This is a genomic window from Aeromonas sp. R5-4 (assembly GCF_040908215.1).
Taxonomy (GTDB): Bacteria; Pseudomonadota; Gammaproteobacteria; order Enterobacterales; family Aeromonadaceae; genus Aeromonas; species Aeromonas veronii.
Window position 1 is genome coordinate 58,084 of record NZ_JBFODG010000030.1, and the last position, 18,174, is coordinate 76,257.

20 protein-coding genes are annotated in these 18,174 nt (G+C 60.6%); 5 read left to right on the plus strand and 15 right to left on the minus strand.

Annotation, left to right across the window (positions count from 1 at the left end):
* Positions 1 to 17: 17 nt before the first annotated feature.
* The 3 genes from panC (at position 18) to AB5Y83_RS15660 (ending at position 2,767) form a co-directional block, all read left to right on the plus strand.
* Complete coding sequence (gene panC, locus AB5Y83_RS15650) at positions 18 to 875, plus strand: pantoate--beta-alanine ligase (protein ID WP_368175476.1); 858 nt, start codon at positions 18 to 20, stop codon at positions 873 to 875.
* Between the two features lie 24 nt (positions 876 to 899).
* Positions 900 to 1,250: a putative quinol monooxygenase gene (locus tag AB5Y83_RS15655; protein WP_005354654.1), complete on the plus strand. Its 351-nt coding sequence runs from the start codon at positions 900 to 902 to the stop codon at positions 1,248 to 1,250.
* A gap of 152 nt (positions 1,251 to 1,402) precedes the next feature.
* A complete protein-coding gene (locus AB5Y83_RS15660; RefSeq protein WP_368175504.1) occupies positions 1,403 to 2,767 on the plus strand; it encodes a cation:dicarboxylase symporter family transporter in 1,365 nt (454 codons plus the stop codon).
* An 83-nt stretch (positions 2,768 to 2,850) separates the two neighbouring features.
* Here AB5Y83_RS15660 and AB5Y83_RS15665 read toward each other — a convergent pair whose 3' ends face one another.
* The 8 genes from AB5Y83_RS15665 to hpt form a co-directional block, all read right to left on the minus strand.
* Positions 2,851 to 3,378, minus strand: coding sequence for a rhodanese-like domain-containing protein (locus tag AB5Y83_RS15665; RefSeq protein WP_368175477.1), 528 nt, complete (start codon positions 3,376 to 3,378; stop codon positions 2,851 to 2,853).
* 4 nt (positions 3,379 to 3,382) lie between these two features.
* On the minus strand, positions 3,383 to 3,802 hold the full coding sequence (locus AB5Y83_RS15670; protein ID WP_232489825.1) for a MauE/DoxX family redox-associated membrane protein: 420 nt from the start codon (positions 3,800 to 3,802) through the stop codon (positions 3,383 to 3,385).
* A 14-nt stretch (positions 3,803 to 3,816) separates the two neighbouring features.
* A complete protein-coding gene (locus tag AB5Y83_RS15675; protein WP_064339450.1) occupies positions 3,817 to 4,125 on the minus strand; it encodes a DUF3343 domain-containing protein in 309 nt (102 codons plus the stop codon).
* A complete protein-coding gene (locus AB5Y83_RS15680) occupies positions 4,122 to 4,904 on the minus strand; it encodes an acyl-CoA dehydratase activase (RefSeq protein ID WP_368175478.1) in 783 nt (260 codons plus the stop codon). The genes AB5Y83_RS15675 and AB5Y83_RS15680 overlap by 4 nt, the downstream gene beginning before the upstream one ends.
* 9 nt (positions 4,905 to 4,913) lie before the next feature.
* Positions 4,914 to 6,065: a double-cubane-cluster-containing anaerobic reductase gene (locus AB5Y83_RS15685; protein ID WP_368175479.1), complete on the minus strand. Its 1,152-nt coding sequence runs from the start codon at positions 6,063 to 6,065 to the stop codon at positions 4,914 to 4,916.
* Between the two features lie 225 nt (positions 6,066 to 6,290).
* Positions 6,291 to 7,064 (minus strand): ABC transporter permease, encoded by a 774-nt coding sequence (locus AB5Y83_RS15690; RefSeq protein ID WP_005362866.1) that lies wholly within the window; start codon positions 7,062 to 7,064, stop codon positions 6,291 to 6,293.
* Positions 7,061 to 7,978, minus strand: coding sequence for an ABC transporter ATP-binding protein (locus AB5Y83_RS15695; RefSeq protein WP_019445350.1), 918 nt, complete (start codon positions 7,976 to 7,978; stop codon positions 7,061 to 7,063). Before AB5Y83_RS15695 ends, AB5Y83_RS15690 begins: the two co-directional genes overlap by 4 nt.
* Before the next feature lie 111 nt (positions 7,979 to 8,089).
* Entirely contained in the window at positions 8,090 to 8,620 is a 531-nt protein-coding gene (gene hpt / locus AB5Y83_RS15700) for a hypoxanthine phosphoribosyltransferase (protein ID WP_005335618.1), read from the minus strand.
* Positions 8,621 to 8,821: 201 nt separating this feature from the next.
* On the opposite strand from hpt, the gene AB5Y83_RS15705 reads away from it, so the two are divergent.
* A complete protein-coding gene (locus AB5Y83_RS15705; protein ID WP_005335617.1) occupies positions 8,822 to 9,436 on the plus strand; it encodes a TetR/AcrR family transcriptional regulator in 615 nt (204 codons plus the stop codon).
* A 72-nt stretch (positions 9,437 to 9,508) separates the two neighbouring features.
* On the opposite strand, the gene AB5Y83_RS15710 is transcribed toward AB5Y83_RS15705, so the two are convergent.
* Positions 9,509 to 10,120, minus strand: a complete 612-nt coding sequence (locus AB5Y83_RS15710) for a flavin prenyltransferase UbiX (protein ID WP_042052375.1) — start codon at positions 10,118 to 10,120, stop codon at positions 9,509 to 9,511.
* Positions 10,117 to 11,487, minus strand: a complete 1,371-nt coding sequence (gene mpl, locus AB5Y83_RS15715) for a UDP-N-acetylmuramate:L-alanyl-gamma-D-glutamyl-meso-diaminopimelate ligase (RefSeq protein WP_204381565.1) — start codon at positions 11,485 to 11,487, stop codon at positions 10,117 to 10,119. Before mpl ends, AB5Y83_RS15710 begins: the two co-directional genes overlap by 4 nt.
* A 258-nt stretch (positions 11,488 to 11,745) precedes the next feature.
* Here mpl and AB5Y83_RS15720 point away from each other — a divergent pair, with 258 nt between their 5' ends.
* Positions 11,746 to 12,447, plus strand: a complete 702-nt coding sequence (locus AB5Y83_RS15720; protein ID WP_368175480.1) for a phosphatase PAP2 family protein — start codon at positions 11,746 to 11,748, stop codon at positions 12,445 to 12,447.
* Positions 12,448 to 12,516: 69 nt separating this feature from the next.
* Here AB5Y83_RS15720 and galE read toward each other — a convergent pair whose 3' ends face one another.
* From galE to AB5Y83_RS15745, 5 genes are all read right to left on the minus strand, one after another.
* Complete coding sequence (gene galE / locus AB5Y83_RS15725; protein ID WP_368175481.1) at positions 12,517 to 13,530, minus strand: UDP-glucose 4-epimerase GalE; 1,014 nt, start codon at positions 13,528 to 13,530, stop codon at positions 12,517 to 12,519.
* 94 nt (positions 13,531 to 13,624) lie between these two features.
* Complete coding sequence (locus tag AB5Y83_RS15730; RefSeq protein WP_368175482.1) at positions 13,625 to 14,611, minus strand: FAD-binding oxidoreductase; 987 nt, start codon at positions 14,609 to 14,611, stop codon at positions 13,625 to 13,627.
* Between the two features lie 111 nt (positions 14,612 to 14,722).
* Positions 14,723 to 16,372 carry a hydroxylamine reductase gene (gene hcp, locus AB5Y83_RS15735; protein WP_368175505.1) on the minus strand — a complete coding sequence of 550 codons (1,650 nt, stop codon included), beginning with the start codon at positions 16,370 to 16,372 and terminating at the stop codon, positions 14,723 to 14,725.
* Positions 16,373 to 16,660: 288 nt separating this feature from the next.
* Positions 16,661 to 17,128, minus strand: a complete 468-nt coding sequence (locus tag AB5Y83_RS15740) for a Dps family protein (RefSeq protein WP_005362843.1) — start codon at positions 17,126 to 17,128, stop codon at positions 16,661 to 16,663.
* A 155-nt stretch (positions 17,129 to 17,283) separates the two neighbouring features.
* Positions 17,284 to 18,171, minus strand: coding sequence for an N-acetylmuramoyl-L-alanine amidase (locus AB5Y83_RS15745; RefSeq protein ID WP_368175483.1), 888 nt, complete (start codon positions 18,169 to 18,171; stop codon positions 17,284 to 17,286).
* Between the last annotated feature and the right edge of the window lie 3 nt (positions 18,172 to 18,174).

An 18,174-nucleotide genomic window follows, 5' to 3' on the forward strand; every position in this document is an offset into this window, starting at 1 on the left:
CGGAAGGTGAACTGCTGATGTTGGTCGTAAATAATCCCGTCGTTCTGCGTGAGCAGATCAGCCAATGGCGCCGTGAAGGGCGTGCCATTGCATTCGTGCCCACCATGGGTAACCTGCATCAGGGCCACCTGACGCTGGTGAAAAAGGCGCACAGCCACGCCGAGAAGGTGGTGGTCAGCATCTTCGTCAACCCGATGCAGTTCGACAAGGCTGAGGATCTCGCCAACTATCCGCGCACTCTGGAGCAGGATTGCGCTGCGCTGGAAGCGGCCGGCGTCGACATGGTGTTCACCCCGACCCCGGAGATCATGTATCCGCAGGGGCTGGCGAGCCAGACCTTCGTCGAGGTGCCGGGTCTCTCCAATCTGCTGGAGGGAGCGCTGCGCCCGGGTCACTTCCGCGGGGTCAGTACCGTCGTCACCAAGCTGTTCAATCTGGTACAGCCGGATGTGGCCTGCTTTGGCCAGAAGGATTACCAGCAGTTGGCGCTCATTCGCAAGATGGTGGCCGACATGGCGATGCCCATCGAGATCGTTGGCGTGCCCACCGTGCGGGCCGAAGACGGGCTGGCACTCTCTTCCCGCAACGGCTACTTGACTGCCACCGAGCGGGCCATTGCCCCCGAGCTGGCGCGCACAATGAACTGGATCGCCGAGCAGATTGAAGCGGGTGACCACCACCTGCCCTCCTTGGTGGCGCAGGCCAGCCAGCGTCTCGACAATGCCGGTTTCCGTACCGATGCCATCGACATCGTCGATGCCGCCACCCTCGAGTCCGCCACTGACGAGAGCGCGCAGCTGGTGATCCTGATGGCTGCCTATCTGGGCAAGGCCCGTCTTATCGACAATCAAGTGGTCACGCTGCAGCAAGCCTGAGCTCGCCACAACCAGGAGGACCCCATGTCCAAGAAGGTTTACTGCATTGCCCAATTCCTGCCCAAACCCGGTCAGGAGCAAGCCCTGTTTCAGGTGCTGCAGGCGCTCGAGCCCAACACCCTGCGTGAGGATGGTTGCCTGCAATATCGGGTAACCCGCCACATCGCGAGCCCGTTTGCCGAGGGGGAGAGCTTTCCCATCGTGTTCAACGAGATTTGGCAAGATATGGCTGCTTTCGAGGCGCACTGCCAGCGCGCGGAGATCAAGGCTTTCTTCGAGCGTTACTGTCTGGCGGAAGATGGTTTGGCCGCCAAGTGGAATGTCTGCGTCTATAGCGACGAACCCGAACAGTACGACGCCCCCGTAAAGAAGTAATTCCCCCGAATGCCAGCGGACGCCCCCTCGGGCGTCCGCTGCTTTTTCACGCCTGCACTCTCCTGCATTCCGGCGTTTTGTTCTGCGGCCCAGCCCGCATCTCCCTTCGTTTCTATCCACTTTTGGCCTGATGGCCGCTACAGGTATTCATGATGTTTGTCCTGATTGCATCGCTTGTTTTCTGTCTGCTCTGTTTTGCTCTCACCCGGTTACCCACAGGGTTGCCGCTCTCGCGCAAGGTGCTTGCGGGTCTGCTGCTTGGCGCCCTGTTCGGGCTGGCGCTGCAACTGGGTTGGGGCGCCGATGATGCCGGCGTCCAGCAGACCCTGGAGTGGGTCAATATCGTCGGCGGCGGCTATGTCAGCCTGCTCAAGGTGGTGATGATGCCGCTGGTGTTCACCTCCATCCTCTCCGCCATCAACAAGCTGGAGCAGGCCCAGTCTCTCGGCAAGATCAGCGCCGTGCTGATCGGCTCCATGCTGATGCTTGTGATGATCGCCGGTCTGGTGGGGATGACCATCACCCACCTGAGCGGTCTCACCGCAGCCGGGTTGCTGAGTCACGGCAGCGACACGGCCGCCCTGCAACAGAGTATGAGCACCATCGACGGTGCCCAGACCCTGCCGACCCTGCTGCTCTCGCTGGTGCCCACCAACTTTGCCGCCGATATGGCGGGTAGCCGCGGTCTCTCGGTGATCGGGGTGGTGATCTTCACCGTGTTGGCCGGGGTTGCCCTGCTGCAGCTGAAGGCAGAGCATCCACAGGCGGGTGCCCGCGCCGCCGTGGCCATCGACACCCTGCAGTTGTGGGTGATGAAGATGGTGCGGGTGGTGATTGCGCTCACCCCTTATGGCGTGATGGCGCTGATCGCCCGGGTGGTGGCTCACTATCCCATGAGCGAGATCCTCAGCCTGCTCGGCTTTATTCTGGTCTGCTACGTCGCCATTCTGGCGATGTTTGCGGTACACATGGTGATCCTGCTGCTGATCGGTCAGAACCCGCTGCACTATTTGCGGGAAGTGTGGGGCGTGCTCACCTTCGCTTTTGTCTCCCGCAGCAGCGCGGCTTCCATCCCCCTCAGCATCGAGACCCAGCAGCGCCTTGGGGTGCCCGCCAGCATCGCCAACTTTGCCGCCTCGTTCGGTGCCAACCTCGGCCAGAACGGCTGTGCCGGCATCTATCCAGCCATGATGGTGGCGATGATTGCCCCCATGCTCGGCATCAACCCGTTTGATCCCCTGTTCCTGCTCACCCTGCTGCCGGTGATTGCGCTGGGCTCCATCGGGGTGGCTGGCGTCGGCGGTGGCGGCACCTTCGCTGCGCTGATCGTGCTCTCCACCCTCAACTTCCCCATCGCGCTTGTGGGGGTGATGATCGCCATCGAGCCACTGGTGGATATGGGCCGCACAGCTCTCAACGTCAACGGCTCCATCATGGCGGCGATGATCACCAAGCGGTTGCTGGGCAAGCAGCAGCTGGCCCAAGCGGAGCAGCCGCAGGAGCAGGCCGCCAGCTAACCCTGAGTGCCACGTAATATGAAAGAAGCCCGCAGTTGCGGGCTTCTTTCATATCGGCTGTGTTGCCTTGTGGGCAGACGCGGTTACTCGGCAGAGACGGGGTAACCGGCTCCTTTCCATGCGAAGATGCCGCCCGGTACCCGATAGACTTGCTGATAGCCCTGAGTCACCGCCCAGGCGGCTGCGTTGTGGCTGCGGCCGCACTTGACGAAGCCGCAGTAGATCACCACCGGGCGGGACTTGTCTTCACCCAGCAGCGCCTGGAACTGCTCCGCCGTGCCGCTCCCCTCGACGATCTCGCTCCAGTTGTCGCCAGCCTTGGCCTCTTTCACAAAGACAAAGTTTTTGGCCCCCGGAATGTGCTCTTTCTTGTAGGAGTCCTCAAAAGGCATGGTGTCGATGATCACCAGCTCCTCGCCCTTGTCCATCCGGGTCTTCAGCTCGGCCACGGTCAGCAGCTGATAGCCCCCCTGCTGCGCCTCCTGTGCCAGCTGTACAGCCGATTGCTCAAGCTTCACCTCCTGCTCGAACTGGTTGTCGCCACAGCCCGCGAGGGCAAAGCTGGCGGCGATCAGCGAGGCTACCAGGGTGCGGGATCGCAATGTCATCATGTCACTACTCCTTTGGAACGGGAAAAACGGGGCGGGAAGTTCGCAGCAGGGCGCCCGCAAGCGTCAGTAGCAGCAGATCCCGCACAATGGCCTCCGGCAACGAGCTGAGATCAGCCCTGCCCAGACAGCCGCAAGAGATGTCGAGCCCGATGGCAACGCCATAGCCCAACACCGGAATAAACAGGGCGAGCAGCCCGATCACCAGCCAGAGTCCCCAGCGCCGGTTGGCGATAACTGCCAGCCCTGCGCAGAGCTCAAGGGCAATCAGCCCCCAGGCCACCGGCGGGATCAGCAGCGGCCAGATCAGGCCAAAGGCGCCGATCTGCTCGACAAACAGGGCGGGGGATATCAGCTTGAACCCGGCGGAGGCGAGGAAGAATCCTCCCAGAGCCAGATTGGCCAGCATGCGCAGATAAACAGCCATGGGATAGCTCTTTATCATCCATGACTCCGACTGCCAACCACTGGCGTTTGCTTCGCCATGTCCGAGCTATCGGCCGGATAGCAGGCCAGCTCCTGATAGTCGCCGTCCGCTTCGCAGCGAAAGACGGCGGCGGTTTCACCGTTCTGACACCACTGTTGCCACTCATCTGGCGGGCAGTGGAGGCGAATGGCGAGGCCACAGCCGGCGCTGAGCAGGCGCGGCACATCGCAGACCCGAAACGACTGACCGTGCTGCTCCAGCCGCTTGCGCAGTCTGACCGTGCCGAGGGTAGAGTGGAACAGGTAGAGAAACTCCTGATTCATGATTTGCCTCCTGTGCTGGCGCGCGCGCCGAACAGGGCAGCCCCCAGCGCACCGGCAAACTGGGCATCCGGGTGGGTGGCCACTTCGCAGCCCAACCCTTCGGCCAGATAGTGGCGGAAGGTGGCGCAGTGGCTGACGCCGCCGGTAAAGAGCACGCTCGGTCGGGCGCCGAGGCGGCCGATAAAATTGGCACTGCGCCGGGCCATGGAGCGGACGATACCGGCCAGGATCGACTCGGCGGGAATGCCCGCCGAGCGCAGGCTGATCGCCTCCGATTCGGCAAACACGGTACACATGCTGCTGATGTCGTGGGGCTCGGCCCCTTGCAGCAGTTCGTCAAGCTGCTCTACCCGGGCACCCAGAGTGCGGGTGATCACCTCGAGAAAGCGACCGGTACCGGCGGCGCACTTGTCGTTCATCAGAAAGTCGGTGAGGTTGCCGTCGCTATCGAGCTGGATCACCTTGCTATCCTGCCCGCCGATATCGATGACGGTGTGTACCGACGGGCAGAGCAGGCGAGCCCCCAGCCCATGGCAGGAGATCTCGGTAACCCGGCGATCGGCGAACGACGCCAGATCGCGGCCATAGCCGGTCAGGGTCAGGTGGGGGCGCTCTGGCAAATCGGACGAGAGCTCCTCCCAGCCTTGCTCGATGGCGGCCAGCGGACGAAAGGGGGTCGGTACCAGAAAACGGCGGACGATACGCCCGCCATCCCTGTGGTCGAACAGGATCCCCTTGGTCGCGGTGGAGCCCGAGTCAATCCCGATGGAGAGTGACACTACGCCTCCTCACAGCATTTCGATAAAGGCAGCCAGCCGGGTCGCCAGTTGTCCCTTGTCGGCGCTGGAGTAGTCGGTCTCGACTGCCATGTAGGGGATGCCATGGCGCTCGCGCACATGGCGCTTGATGGCGAGCGACTCCACCGCATAGGTGTGGCAGGCCTGCAGGATCACATCGATCACTCCGTCCGCCTGATACTCCTCCACCATCTGGCTCAGCAGATTCATGCGCTGGTGGTTGGGGGAGATGCAGGAGCAGCCGATGGCCAGATACTTGTCGGTCAGCGCATCGAACGGGTCGCCCTCTTCCCTGACGCACTGCTCGGTTGCCTTGGCGCCGGTGCAGTTCTCGTAACCCACCACCCAGCCGCCGTGCTCCTCGATGAGGCGCACTACCTTGTCGGCCGCGCCGCCGATGGGGCAGCCGGTGATGAGGATGCGCGGGCGGGCATCGAGCCGCTTGCCCTCGGCATACTCTACCTTGATGCGGCGGGTCATCTCCTGCAGCTCGCTGATGAGCTGCTCCTTGTCGAAGCGGAAGGTGGCACCATAGACCACCTTGAGCAGGTCGGTACCGCTGAGTGCCGGCGGATTGAGCTGGCCCAGCCGGTAGAAATCGGCCAGCGCGCGGCGCTCGCGGTTTTTCAGCACGATGGCGTCTCGCAATGCCTGCTCGCTGATGGGCTTGCCGAACTGCTGCTCCAGCAACTCCTTGAAGCGGACGATTTCGCTGCGCCACAGGGTGCGGGAGGCCTCGTCATCGGCGCGGTTGGGCAACTGCATCACATGCACCGGTTTGAACTCTGCCATGTACTCGTACATCTTCTTCTTGCCGTCGCAGGTGGTTTCCCCTACCACCAGATCGGAGAAGTAGAAGTAGGGGCACTTGTCGGTCTTGCCGAACCCGTAGCTGCTCTTGATGAGCGGGCAGAGGTTGCGGGGCAGATCCTTTTCGGCCTCCTCGATGGTCTCGTCGCTGGTGGAGCAGAGCGATACCACCACGGCGCCGGCGGCTATCGCCACCTCCTGCGGCATAAAGGTACAGTAGGTGCCGACCAGGGGGATCTGTCGCTCCTTGAGTGCCATTACAGCCAGAAAGCCCTGACGACGGGCATCTGAAAAACTATCGAATATGGCTGGCAACTCGGTGATAAGTGACATAGGCGATCCTGCCCTGATGAGAGAAATGAAGAGACGGACGAGCCATCCGTGACGGCACATCCAACCGCGAGAATTATACCTTTGGGGGTGATTCGAAAATTGCGGTGGATCACAAGGTGTCAGGTAAAGCCTTAATAACAGGCTGGTTATTGCGAAGGGGGCTGGCAGGTTGAAGGGGCTACAGGGGAATAAAAAACGGGCACAGCGAGGTGCCCGTTCTGGTCATCAGTGGCGCAGACCGGTGCCGCGGGAGATAAGCCACCAGGCGATACCGTAGAGGGCCACGATAAAGCCGATGATGATGAGGTAGGCGGTGCCGAGCGGCACGTCGGAGATACCGAGGAAGCCGTAGCGGAACGCGTTCACCATGTAGATGATGGGGTTCACCTGGGAGACGCCCTGCCAGAAGGGCGGCAGCAGGCTGATGGAGTAGAACACCCCGCCCAGATAGGTGAGCGGCGTCAGCACGAAGGTGGGGATGATGCTGATGTCGTCAAAGGTCTTGGCAAACACCGCGTTGATGAGGCCACCCAGCGAGAAGAGGATCGCGGTGAGCAGCACGGTCACGCAGACGCTGAACAGATGGTGGATCTGCAGCGGCACGAAGAAGAGCGACACCAGGGTGACGATGAGGCCGACACAGAGGCCGCGTGCCACGCCGCCGCCAACGTAACCGGCGATGATGACGTAGTTGGGCACCGGCGCGACCAGCATCTCCTCGATATTGCGCTGGAACTTGGCGCTGAAGAAGGAGGAGGCGACGTTAGAGTAGGAGTTGGTGATCACCGACATCATGATGAGGCCGGGCACGATGAACTCCATGTAGGTGAAACCGCCCATGTCACCGATGCGCGAACCGATCAGGTTGCCGAAGATGACGAAGTAGAGGCTCATGGTGATGGCAGGCGGCACCAGGGTCTGGATCCAGATCCGGGTAAAGCGGCTCACCTCTTTGGCCAGAATGCTCTTGAAGGCGATGTAATAGATGGCCAGATTCATGCTTTTCTCCCCTCTTCGACCAGATTGACGAACAGCTCTTCCAGCCGGTTGGCCTTGTTGCGCATGCTCACGACCTGCACCTGCTGGCTCGACAGCTGCTCGAACAGGCTGTTGAGTGACTGGCTCTTGTCGAGGTCTACCTCAAGGGTGCGCTCATCCTGCATGCGGCCGTTGAACTCTGGCACCTCAGGTACGGCAGAACCTGGCGCAAGGTCGAGCAGGAAGGTCTCGCGACCCAGCTTGCCCAGCAGATTCTTCATGCTGGTGTTCTCGATCAGACGCCCCTTGTCGATGATGCCGATGTTGCGGCAGAGCATTTCGGCCTCTTCCAGATAGTGGGTGGTGAGAATAATGGTGACGCCCTGCTCGTTGAGATCCTTGAGGAAGGTCCACATGGAGCGGCGGATCTCGATATCGACCCCGGCGGTCGGTTCATCGAGGATCAGCAGCTTGGGCTCGTGCATCAGGGCGCGGGCGATCATCAGGCGACGCTTCATGCCGCCCGAGAGGGTGCGGGCAGGCATGTCGCGCTTCTCCCACAGATCAAGCTGACGCAGGTACTTCTCGGCGCGGATCTTCGCTTCCGCCTTGGGCACGCCGTAGAAACCGGCCTGATGGGTGACAATCTGGATCACCTTCTCGAACTGGCTGAAGTTGAACTCCTGCGGCACCAGTCCGAGCTGGGCCTTGGCCTGTTCCAGATCGCTGTCGATGTCGTAGCCAAACACCTTCACCTTGCCGGCGCTCTTGTTCACCAGCGAGCTGATGACGCCGATGGTGGTGGACTTGCCCGCGCCGTTCGGGCCGAGCAGGGCGAAGAAATCCCCCTGCCTGACGGTAAGATCGATGCCTTTAAGGGCTTCGACGCCCCCCTGATAGGTCTTTTTCAGGCCGCTGATTTCCAGTGCGTTCATTGCAACCTCTGTGATGGTTGAATCCGGCTCGATACAGAAAAGGCGGCCAAGGCCGCCTGCACAGAGTAAAGGGCACAAGGCCGCTTCACCCGTGATATTCCTGAACCTGGCTTACTCCTGGGGTACCACTTTGCCGATAAACGGCAGGTTGCGGTACTTCTGGGCGTAGTCGATGCCACAGCCGACCACGAATTCGTCCGGAATGGCGAAGCCAATCCAGTCGACCGGCACCTGCACTTCGCGGCGGGAGGGTTTGTCCAGCAGGGTGCAGATGGCCAGGGATTTTGGCTCGCGCAGGGAGAGGATCTCGCGCACCTTGTTGAGGGTGTAACCGGTGTCGATGATGTCTTCCACGATCACCACATCCTTGCCTTTGATATCGTCGTCCAGGTCTTTGAGGATGCGGACGTCACGGGTGCTGTGCATGCCGGAGCCGTAGCTGGAGGCGGTCATGAAGTCCAGGGTGATGGGCAGCTGGCACTGGCGGCAGAGGTCGGCCAGGAAGATGCAGGAACCGCGCAGCAGCGCAATCATCACGACTTCGTCAGAACCCTGATAGCGGGCGGTGATCTCTTCACCCAATTTGGCGATCCGGGCGGCTACTTCAGCCTCGGAGATCATCACCTCGACGGTGTGTTTCATCACTTACTCCCATAAGGCCAAAGGGGATTTGGCCGTTCATGAATATCAAAACCGATGATTCTACCACTCATGTTGAAGGGTGCTAGAGATACGTGGTGCTTTTATCGGCTTATTTTAATTGATAGAGTTAGCAGGCACTCAGGCATGATTAGTTAAAATACTATAAACACCATAATCAATAACTATTAGATGATAAAAACTATGGAACCACGCGCAGAAATAAGACGTCGTACCCGGCTGTCGCCGGAAGCTCGTCGCTCCCAATTGATGGAATGTGCCATCGAGGTGTTCTCCCGTCGCGGCATTGGCCGTGCAGGTCACGCCGAGATAGCCGAACAGGCCAAGGTCTCTGTGGCTACCGTCTTCAACTATTTCAACACCCGCGAGGAGTTGGTAGATGAGGTGCTGGCCGAGATCGAACGCTTTGTGAACCAGATGCTGTCGCAGGCATACGGTGACCAGGGCTCCATTTTCGACAAGATCCAGCGTCATGTACGCCTCTCTGTCGATGCCGCCTACGATCAACCGGATTATGCCGGTATCTGGCTGGAGTGGAGCTCATCGGTTCGGGAAGAGGTATGGCCCCGCTATACCCGGCTGCTCGATCAGTGCCTTGAGCTGATCGCCAGCGAGCTGCAAACCGCCATGGATGCAGGGGAGATCACCAGCGTGCTGTCAGCACAGGATCTGGCCCGCTCTTTGACCGGTTTTGGCTATGTGATGATGCAGATGATCAATCAACCTCAGCGCCCGGTGCGCCAAGAGGTGACTGATTTCCTGTTCAAGTACGTGACGGCGCCAATTCAGGCTCGCTAACACGACTTAACGAAAAAACGGCGTCACTCATTGAGTGGCGCCGTTTTTTTATGGCCGGATATGGCGGTCACCTCACTGGTGGCCATAGCCCCAGCGGTGGGTCAGCTCATGCTCGACACCCAGATGATCGAGGATGCGGGCGACCATAAAGTCCACCAGATCGGCGATGCTTTTCGGCTCATGATAGAAACCGGGGGCGGCAGGCATGATGGTCACCCCGAGCCGTGCCAGTTTCAGCATGTTCTCCAGATGGATCGCCGAGAAGGGGGTTTCGCGGGGCACCAGGATCAGTTGGCCGCGCTCCTTGATCACCACATCCGCTGCCCGCTCCAGCAGGTTGTCCGAGGTGCCGTTGGCAATGGCCGAGACGGTGCCCATTGAGCAGGGGCAGACCACCATCTGTTTGGGCGCGGCCGAACCGGAGGCCACCGGCGAGAACCACTCCTCCTTGCCGCAGGCGACAATCTGCCCCTCCTTGGCGCCATATTGGCGACAAAGATAGGCAGAGAGCTCTTTCGGCGAGCCGGGCCAATCCTGTTGCTGCTCGGTCTTGAGTACCACACGAGCCGCCGATGAGGCGAGCAGGTAGACCCGATAGTCCGCCTGCACCAGACACTGGAGCAGGCGCAGGGCGTAGGGGGCGCCGGAGGCGCCGGTCAGCGCCAGGGTGATCGCTTTGTTCATAGTTCGCCGTGGTAATCCTTGAGGCGGGCGATCAGCTTGTCATGAATGCCACCGAAGCCGCCGTTGCTCATGATCAGAATATGGTCGCCATCGCGGCTCTCGGCCACCAGCCGGTTGATCAGGGTCTCCAGATCGTTGAATACCTTGGCCGGACGGGTCATATGGGCCGTCACCTCGCCGAGATCCCAGCCGATGTTGGGCGGCTGGAAGAAGAACACCTCGTCGGCGCCATCGAAGCAGCCAGCCAGCTCCTCCTTGTGAACCCCCAGCTTCATGGTGTTGGAGCGTGGCTCCAGCACCGCCAGAATGCGGGCCTCGCCCACTTTGGCGCGCAGGCCGCCGAGGGTGGTCTCGATGGCGGTGGGGTGGTGGGCGAAGTCGTCATAGACGCTGATGCCCGCTACCTCACCCTTGAGCTCCATCCGCCGCTTGGGGGATTTGAATTGGCAGAGGGCTGCGATGCCATGCTCCACCATGACACCGGCGTGGCGGGCGGCAGCGATGGCCATCAGGCCATTGTTGACGTTGTGCTCGCCGATGCACTCCCAGTGCACCTCGCCCTGCTTTTCGCCATCCAGCCACACCTCGAACGCGGAGCCGTCATCGGCCAGCTTGACCGCTTTCCACTTGGCGTCATCCTGACCCACCAGCTCCACTTCGCTCCAGCAGCCCATCTTGCGCACGGCGGTGAGGTTGTCATCCGCCTTCGGGAACAACACCCGACCGTTGCTCGGTACGGTGCGCATCAGGTGGTGGAACTGGCGCTGGATGGCGGCGAGATCCGGGAAGATGTCCGCGTGGTCGAACTCCAGGTTGTTCATCACCAGGGTGCGCGGATGGTAGTGGACGAACTTGGAGCGTTTGTCGAAGAAGGCGCAGTCATACTCGTCTGCTTCGATGACGAAGAAGGGGGCAGACCCCAAGCGGGCCGAGACCGGAAAGTTGCCCGGCACGCCGCCGATCAGGAAACCGGGCTCCAGCTTGGCGTACTCCAGCACCCAGGCCAGCATGCTGGCGGTGGTGGTTTTGCCGTGGGTGCCGGCAACGGCCAACACCCAGCGATCCTGCAGCACGTGCTCCAGCAGCCACTGGGGGCCGGAGATGTAGGGCAGATTGCGGTCCAGCACATATTCAACACAGGGGTTGCCGCGGCTCATGGCGTTGCCAATCACCACCAGATCCGGCGCCGGATCGAGTTGGGAGGGGTCATAGCCTTCGGTCAGTTCGATGCCCTGTTGCTCGAGCTGGGTACTCATGGGGGGATAGACGTTGGCATCCGAACCGGTTACCCGGTAACCAAGCTGTTTTGCCAACACCGCCAGACCACCCATAAAGGTGCCGCAGATCCCGAGAATGTGAATATGCATACCGCTTCCTTTCGCAGTAAAGGGAAGTGCGCATTCTAGGGGGTGTTGCGGTGGTGGCACAAGCCGCACTCATGGTGAGAGGCCCACAGATGCAGCACTGGAGGCAGAAATCTTGGCGCTGTTGGGATATGCGAGATTGGAATGGGTTGGAAGGCTTTATTTGAGACTTGATATTGTGTCGCACTTTCTTACAATTCTTCGGTTTTGTGACGCACGCTACAGTTTTACGATATCGCCCTTTTCCAAAGGAGAGTCCCCATGGGCAAGTTCCTGCTTTGCTATCTGGTCGGTGGTCTGGTGACCATCAGTTGGGCTGCGCTGCCCGCTCATGGTCCCTGGGATCAGTGGGACCTCGCGATTTTTCATGCCGTTAACGGCTGGCTCGGCCAGTCGGCTCTGTGGGCCGATCTGGTGGCCATCACCAATAACCGGCTGTTCGATCTGGCGGTGCTGGCCTGTATGGGGCTGATCCTGGCCCGCTGCTTCTTCGCCCGGGATCTGGCGGGTCGTCGCCAGCTGGTGGCGATGGGCATAGTGATGCTGCTGAGTGCTCTGGTGATCAACCAGCTTGGTCACCGATTGCCGGTGGAGCGACCCAGCCCGACCCTGATGGTGGCCGATGCGCTGCGGGTGACCCAGATCAGCGCTATTCCGACTAAGGACTCTTCCGGTGACAGCTTCCCCGGGGATCACGCTCTGTTCCTGATGATCTTCGCCGGCTACGCCTTGCGCTATCTGCCGCGCTGGGCGGGAGTCACCGCATTGCTGATGGTGCCGATCTTTTCCGCGCCGCGCATTCTGGCTGGGGCTCACTGGTTTACCGATGTCTACGTCGGCGCGCTGGGGCTGGCGACCCTCTGCTTGCCCTGGTTGCTGCTGACCCCGCTGGCAGATCGGCTGATAGACCGCATCGCCCCCCGATTGGCCCGTGTGCCGCTGCTGCGCAGTCAGACCCACTGATTGAACGTCGCAAAATAAAACGCCCCGACATGAAAATGTCGGGGCGTTTTGTTATCCACCCGTGAGAGATCAGCCTTGATAGCCGTTCGGGTTGTTGCTTTGCCAGCGCCAGGTATCGACCATCATCTGCTCCAGACCGCGCTCAGCCTGCCAACCCAGCTCGGTACGGGCCAGCGTCGGCTCTGCCCAGCACTCGGCGATGTCGCCCGGGCGACGGGGTTTGATCTGGTAGGGAATGGGTCGGCCGCTGGCCGCTTCAAACGCCTTGACCATCTCCAGTACCGAGTAGCCTTGACCTGTGCCCAGGTTGTAGGTGAAGACGCCGGTGTCGCTCTTGATGCGCGCCAGTGCTTTCAGGTGACCGATGGCGAGATCCACCACATGGATGTAGTCGCGCACGCCGGTGCCATCCGGGGTCGGGTAGTCGTTGCCGAATACCCCCAGCTCCTTGAGCTTGCCGACACCCACCTGGCTGATATAGGGCAGCAGGTTGTTGGGGATGCCGTTGGGATCTTCACCAATCAGGCCGCTCTCGTGGGCGCCGACCGGGTTGAAGTAACGCAGCAGTACGATAGCCCAGCGGGGATCAGATTTGGCGAGATCGCGCAGGATCTCCTCCACCATCAGCTTGGATCGGCCGTAGGGGTTGGTGGCGCTGGTGGGGAAATCTTCCCGCAGCGGTACCGAAGCGGGATCGCCATAGACGGTGGCCGAGGAGCTGAATACCAGGCGGAAAACGCCAGCCTTGGCCATCTCTTCGCACAGCACCAGAGTGCCGCTGATGTTGTTCTGGTAGTAGGTGAGCGGGATCTGGCTCGACTCTCCGACAGCCTTGAGGCCGGCGAAGTGAATGACCGATTCGATCTGGTGGGTGGCGAACAGCTGCTGCAGGCAGGCTCTGTCCAGCACATCCCCTTCGACAAAGGTGACCGGCTTGCCAGTGATCTGCTCGACCCGCTTGAGTGACTCCGGTGAGGAGTTGGATAGGTTGTCGAGGACCACGACCTGCTGCCCCGCGCCGATCAGCTCAACCAGGGTGTGGGAGCCGATATAGCCGGCGCCCCCTGTGACCAGTATTGTCATTTTTTATCCCGTGTTCTGGTGAAACTGGGGCCGAGTCTACCCGTCCTGCCCGCTCGGGAAAAGGTTGAGATACCAATGAAGCCCTTTGTGTATCTCAATAATCGAGACTGATATCCCCTTTCGCGGTACAGGAGCAGGCCAGAGCAACGCCGCTCTCCAGATCCTGAGCACTCAAGGTCATCACGCTCTGGCGCTCGATGTCACCTGTGGTGGTGCAACGACAGCTGCCACATACTCCGGCGCGACAAGCAGCCATCATGGTTTCACCAGCAGCTTCCAGAGCCGCCAGCAGGGTCTGACCCGGCAGGATCTTCACCTTTTTGCCGCTCTTTTTCAGGGTCAGCCAGAAGTGGTCGCTGGTGGTGGCGGGCTCTGCGGGAGGAAGACCAAAGGACTCCTGATGCAGTTGCTCCGGCGGCAATCCCAGCTCCGTCAGCATGGTTCTGACCGCCGCCATATAGGGGGCCGGGCCACAGAGATAGACATGGCGTTCGCGCAGGTCTGGGGCCAGTTCGGCCAGCATGGCGGGGGTGAGTCGGCCCACCCAGGGATGAGCCGTTGGCGCCTCTTCAAGTATCAGGGCATGGCGTACACCGGGATGAGCTTCGGCCAATGCAGCCAAGTCATCTGCGAAGATCACATCTGCTGGCGAGCGGGCGCTATGGATAAAGCGGATATCGGCATCCGGCCGTTTGGCGAGCTCGTCCCGCAGCATGGCCCACATGGGGGTGATGCCGGAACCGGCGCTTAGCAGCAGTGGCCGTTCGCAAGGCAAGGCGGTCAGGTTGAAATCGCCGAACGGGCCATCGGCCCGGATCTCATCCCCCACTTGCAGGGTTTGATGCAGATGGCGGGAGACCTGTCCCACATCCTTGATGGTGACCTGCCAGCAGGCATCCTGCGGACTGGAGGAGAGGGTATAGGCACGGCAGTGGGGCTGGCCGTCAATCTCGGTATGCAGGATGATGCACTGGCCTGCCAGCACGGGAGTGAGGCTGCCGGAAAACGGCACCAGCTGCCAGCTCACTACGTCGTGGGTGTTCTGTTGGCGGCCAATGCAGGTGAGCGTGAGAGAGGTCATCACAAGGCTCCTTAGGTTTGAAACGGTTCGAAAAACGTCTGGTGAAAAAGCCGGATCCAGAAAAAAGGCGAGCCGGGCGGCTCGCCAAACGCTTACAACATGAGGTGCCGATCAGGCCGCCAGGATCTCGGCCAGGTCAGCCTCGGCCGTGGTGGTTCCTTTCAGACCGAATTGCTCCTCCAGCACTTTGAGCAGGGCCGGGGTGAGGAAGGCGGGGGCGGTCGGGCCGGTACGAATGTCTTTCACCCCGAGGGATAGCAGGGTGAGCAGAATGACGATGGCTTTTTGCTCGAACCAGGAGAGCACCAGCGTCAGCGGCAGATCGTTGACCCCGCACTCGAACGCCTCGGAGAGTGCCAGCGCCAACTGAATAGCGGAGTAGGCATCGTTGCACTGACCCACGTCCAGCAGACGCGGAATGCCGCCGATGTCGCCAAAGTCGAGCTTGTTGAACTTGTATTTGCCGCAGCCCAAGGTGAGCAGCAGGCTGTCGCGCGGCGCCGCCTTGGCAAACTCGGTGAAGTAGGCGCGCTCGGCCTTGTCACCGTCACAGCCACCCACCAGGAAGAAGTGGCTGATCTCTCCGGCTTTGACCTTCTCAATCACCGCGGGCGCAGCCTGCATCAGGGCGTTGCGGGCAAAGCCGATGGTGATGAAGTGCTCGAGCTCGGTGTGCTTGAAGCCTTCCAGCGCTTGCGCCTTGGCAATCACGGCGGAGAAATCATCCCCCTCCAGATGGGTGACGCCCGGCCAGCCGACGATGGAGCGGGTGAAGATGCGATCCGAGTAGTTGCCCACATTCGGGTCGATGATGCAGTTGGAGGTCATCACCACGGCGCCCGGGAAGTTGGCAAACTCCTTCTGCTGGTTTTGCCAGGCGGAGCCGTAGTTGCCCACCAGATGGGGGTACTGCTTGAAGAAGGGGTAGGCCAGCGCGGGCAGCATCTCGCCATGGGTGTAGACATGGATGCCGGTTCCCTTGGTCTGCTCCAGAATGAGCTTGAGATCCATCATGTCGTGGCCGGAGACCAGAATGCACTTGCCGGGAATTGGCGTGACCCTGACCCGGGTCGGTTCCGGATGACCGAAGGCGCTGGTTTCACCGAGATCCAGCATCTCCATGATTTTGAAGTTGAGCTGACCGATCTCCATGGCACAGCTGAACAGCCGACCCATTTCGCTCGGATCTGTGCTGAGCCAGCTCATGATGCGGTGGAACTCGGCGGCCACCTCGTCACTCTGCTGATCCAGCACCCGGGCGTGCTCCATGTAGGCGGCGGCGCCCTTGAGGCCGTAGAGGCAGAGCAGGCGCAGCCCCATGATGTCTTCGTTCACCTCGCTCTTGCCCCGATTGGGGGCTGCAGGCGCGGCATGGGCAAGTTGCTCCAGCAGCTCGGCACCGGGTTCGAAGTAAGCGGAGTGCGGCAAGTCTTTGACCTGCACCGCCATGGCGGTCATACGATCGGCCAGCTGCTGGCGATAGGCGAGGGCCTGATTGACATAGGCCACGATGCGATTCGAGTCGAAGTTGACGTTGGTGAGGGTGGCGAAGAAGGCCTTGGGTACGAAGGCATCGATCTCGCGATCCATGATGCCCTGCTCGCGGGCGGCCAGCGCCCAGGCGCTGAGCCCCTGCAGGGTGTAGATCAGCACATCCTGCAGATCCGAGGTTTCCGCCGTCTTGCCGCACATACCTTGTGCGTAGGCACAGCCGTTGCCTGCCGGGGTACGAATTGTCTGTTCACATTGCACACAAAACATCATGCCTCTCCTAATTGGACATTTCAGTTGTCTGTTTTGTGGCGATTCTATTCCTCTCGCGAAAAACTTAATAGGTATTCAATTTGCCAATTAAGTTTCCCTTGATGCAGATCAAAAACAAAAAAGCCGCCCAAACAGGGCGGCAAGCGGGTGGATAAAAGGAGAGACAACTCAGGTTTGCAACAGAACATAACAATCAGATGGATTGGGCCGTGGTCTGGTCAGGAGCTTTCGGCCCGGTACTTACTCAAGCCAGCATACGTACGCTGTAGCTGGCTTGGTTCACTATCAGGCCAGATAAGCGCGCAGCATCCAGACCAGTTTTTCCTGCTGCTGCACATAGTCGGAGAGGATGGAGGCCGTGCCCTCATCACCGGCTTCGGCGGCCTGGCCCAGAATACGGCGCTGGGCGACCAGCAGTTCGCGGAAGCTATCCAGCAGGGATTCGACACAGGCGCGGCCATCGTGCAGCCCTTTTTGCTCCGGGATGGCAGAGACTTTCAGGTAGTCACTGAAGCTGTGCATGGGCACCCCGTCCAGGGTCAGGATCCGCTCGGCCAGCGCATCGACTTTCAGCAGCAGGTCGTTGTAAATCTCTTCAAATTTCAGGTGCAGTTCGAAGAACTGGTTGCCACGGATATTCCAGTGGAAGCCGCGCACGTTCATGTAGAGGATCTGGTAGCTGGCCAGCAATTTGTTCAACTCGGCTGCCAGGGCTTGTGATTGAGCAGTATCAAGACCAATCGGGCTTTTCATCATTCACCTCCAGATTTGGAAATCGGTTTGAAATTCTCTTTCGGAACGCAGTCAGAGTAACGCCTTGCAAAATGCAGGGACAATTGCTTGTGCCTAACTGTTTGATAGCTAACGGCTATCAAACAGTACGCAGCAACAGGGGCAATGGATGAGAATTAGGGGAAGTATTTTTCCAGCAGCGCCATCAGGATGGCTTGGCACTCGCGGTCCGGTTCGCTATCGACCTTGCTGGCGCGAAAGTGGAGCTGAAAGGCGCTCATGACGGCGCGGCTCTGCTCATCCCACTGGCCGGTTTGGGACAGGCCGTAGCCATAGCGGGCCAGCTGCTGCTGCCACATGGTCGCATCCCAATCGGGCAATGGGCTGGCCAGTAACTCGGCTACCCGATCTTCATCGGGCCAGGCGCCGACCCCGTACTCAAGATAGAGCTGGCGCCAGGGGAAGTGGGGGCCGGGATCCTGTTTGCGCTCGGGGGCGACATCGCTGTGGCCCAGCACCTGGGTCGGTGGAATCTGGTAGCGGGCGACCAGCTCCCGACTGAGTGCGCCGACGGCGGCTATCTGCTGTGGGGTATAGGGTTGCCAGCGCCGCGCATCGGGGGCCAGCGGCTCATCTTCCGCTGGATAACCGAGGTTGACGATCTCGATGCCAAGGGAGCTGGCATTGAGCCCGGCATATTGGTGCCAGCGGCTGCGTCCGGCATGCCAGGCGCGCGCGCTGTCCGGTACCAGCCGATAGACCGGTAGCGGGGTCTCCTGGCTGTCGCGGGGGATCAGGTAGTGGGCGCTCACCTTGTGCTCCGGCTCGGTCAGCAGGCGCAAGGAGTTGGCATCATCTTCGTCGGTGTAGTGGAGGATCAGAAAGCCGATCCGCTCGTTCTGGTTGGCGCTCTGATAGCGGGTTGAGAGCTGATATTCGGACGGAGTACAACCACCCAGCAGCAGAACCAGTGGCAGAAAAAAGAAGGGAAGAAGACAGCGCCAGCGCCATCCCCCTGCCACAGTCAGTCTGCTGAGCGTGGGAGGAGTGAGTCGCTGGCACATGTC

Bases quoted from the DNA above. Each gene is read 5' to 3' on its own strand.
- panC (WP_368175476.1), top strand. From the start codon at position 18: ATGTTGGTCGTAAATAATCCCGTCGTTCTGCGTGAGCAGATCAGCCAA.
- AB5Y83_RS15655 (WP_005354654.1), top strand. From the start codon at position 900: ATGTCCAAGAAGGTTTACTGCATTGCCCAATTCCTGCCCAAACCCGGT.
- AB5Y83_RS15660 (WP_368175504.1), top strand. From the start codon at position 1,403: ATGTTTGTCCTGATTGCATCGCTTGTTTTCTGTCTGCTCTGTTTTGCT.
- AB5Y83_RS15665 (WP_368175477.1), bottom strand. From the start codon at position 3,378: ATGATGACATTGCGATCCCGCACCCTGGTAGCCTCGCTGATCGCCGCC.
- AB5Y83_RS15670 (WP_232489825.1), bottom strand. From the start codon at position 3,802: ATGGCTGTTTATCTGCGCATGCTGGCCAATCTGGCTCTGGGAGGATTC.
- AB5Y83_RS15675 (WP_064339450.1), bottom strand. From the start codon at position 4,125: ATGAATCAGGAGTTTCTCTACCTGTTCCACTCTACCCTCGGCACGGTC.
- AB5Y83_RS15685 (WP_368175479.1), bottom strand. From the start codon at position 6,065: ATGTCACTTATCACCGAGTTGCCAGCCATATTCGATAGTTTTTCAGAT.
- AB5Y83_RS15690 (WP_005362866.1), bottom strand. From the start codon at position 7,064: ATGAATCTGGCCATCTATTACATCGCCTTCAAGAGCATTCTGGCCAAA.
- AB5Y83_RS15695 (WP_019445350.1), bottom strand. From the start codon at position 7,978: ATGAACGCACTGGAAATCAGCGGCCTGAAAAAGACCTATCAGGGGGGC.
- hpt (WP_005335618.1), bottom strand. From the start codon at position 8,620: ATGAAACACACCGTCGAGGTGATGATCTCCGAGGCTGAAGTAGCCGCC.
- AB5Y83_RS15705 (WP_005335617.1), top strand. From the start codon at position 8,822: ATGGAACCACGCGCAGAAATAAGACGTCGTACCCGGCTGTCGCCGGAA.
- AB5Y83_RS15710 (WP_042052375.1), bottom strand. From the start codon at position 10,120: ATGAACAAAGCGATCACCCTGGCGCTGACCGGCGCCTCCGGCGCCCCC.
- mpl (WP_204381565.1), bottom strand. From the start codon at position 11,487: ATGCATATTCACATTCTCGGGATCTGCGGCACCTTTATGGGTGGTCTG.
- AB5Y83_RS15720 (WP_368175480.1), top strand. From the start codon at position 11,746: ATGGGCAAGTTCCTGCTTTGCTATCTGGTCGGTGGTCTGGTGACCATC.
- galE (WP_368175481.1), bottom strand. From the start codon at position 13,530: ATGACAATACTGGTCACAGGGGGCGCCGGCTATATCGGCTCCCACACC.
- AB5Y83_RS15730 (WP_368175482.1), bottom strand. From the start codon at position 14,611: ATGACCTCTCTCACGCTCACCTGCATTGGCCGCCAACAGAACACCCAC.
- hcp (WP_368175505.1), bottom strand. From the start codon at position 16,372: ATGTTTTGTGTGCAATGTGAACAGACAATTCGTACCCCGGCAGGCAAC.
- AB5Y83_RS15740 (WP_005362843.1), bottom strand. From the start codon at position 17,128: ATGAAAAGCCCGATTGGTCTTGATACTGCTCAATCACAAGCCCTGGCA.
- AB5Y83_RS15745 (WP_368175483.1), bottom strand. From the start codon at position 18,171: ATGTGCCAGCGACTCACTCCTCCCACGCTCAGCAGACTGACTGTGGCA.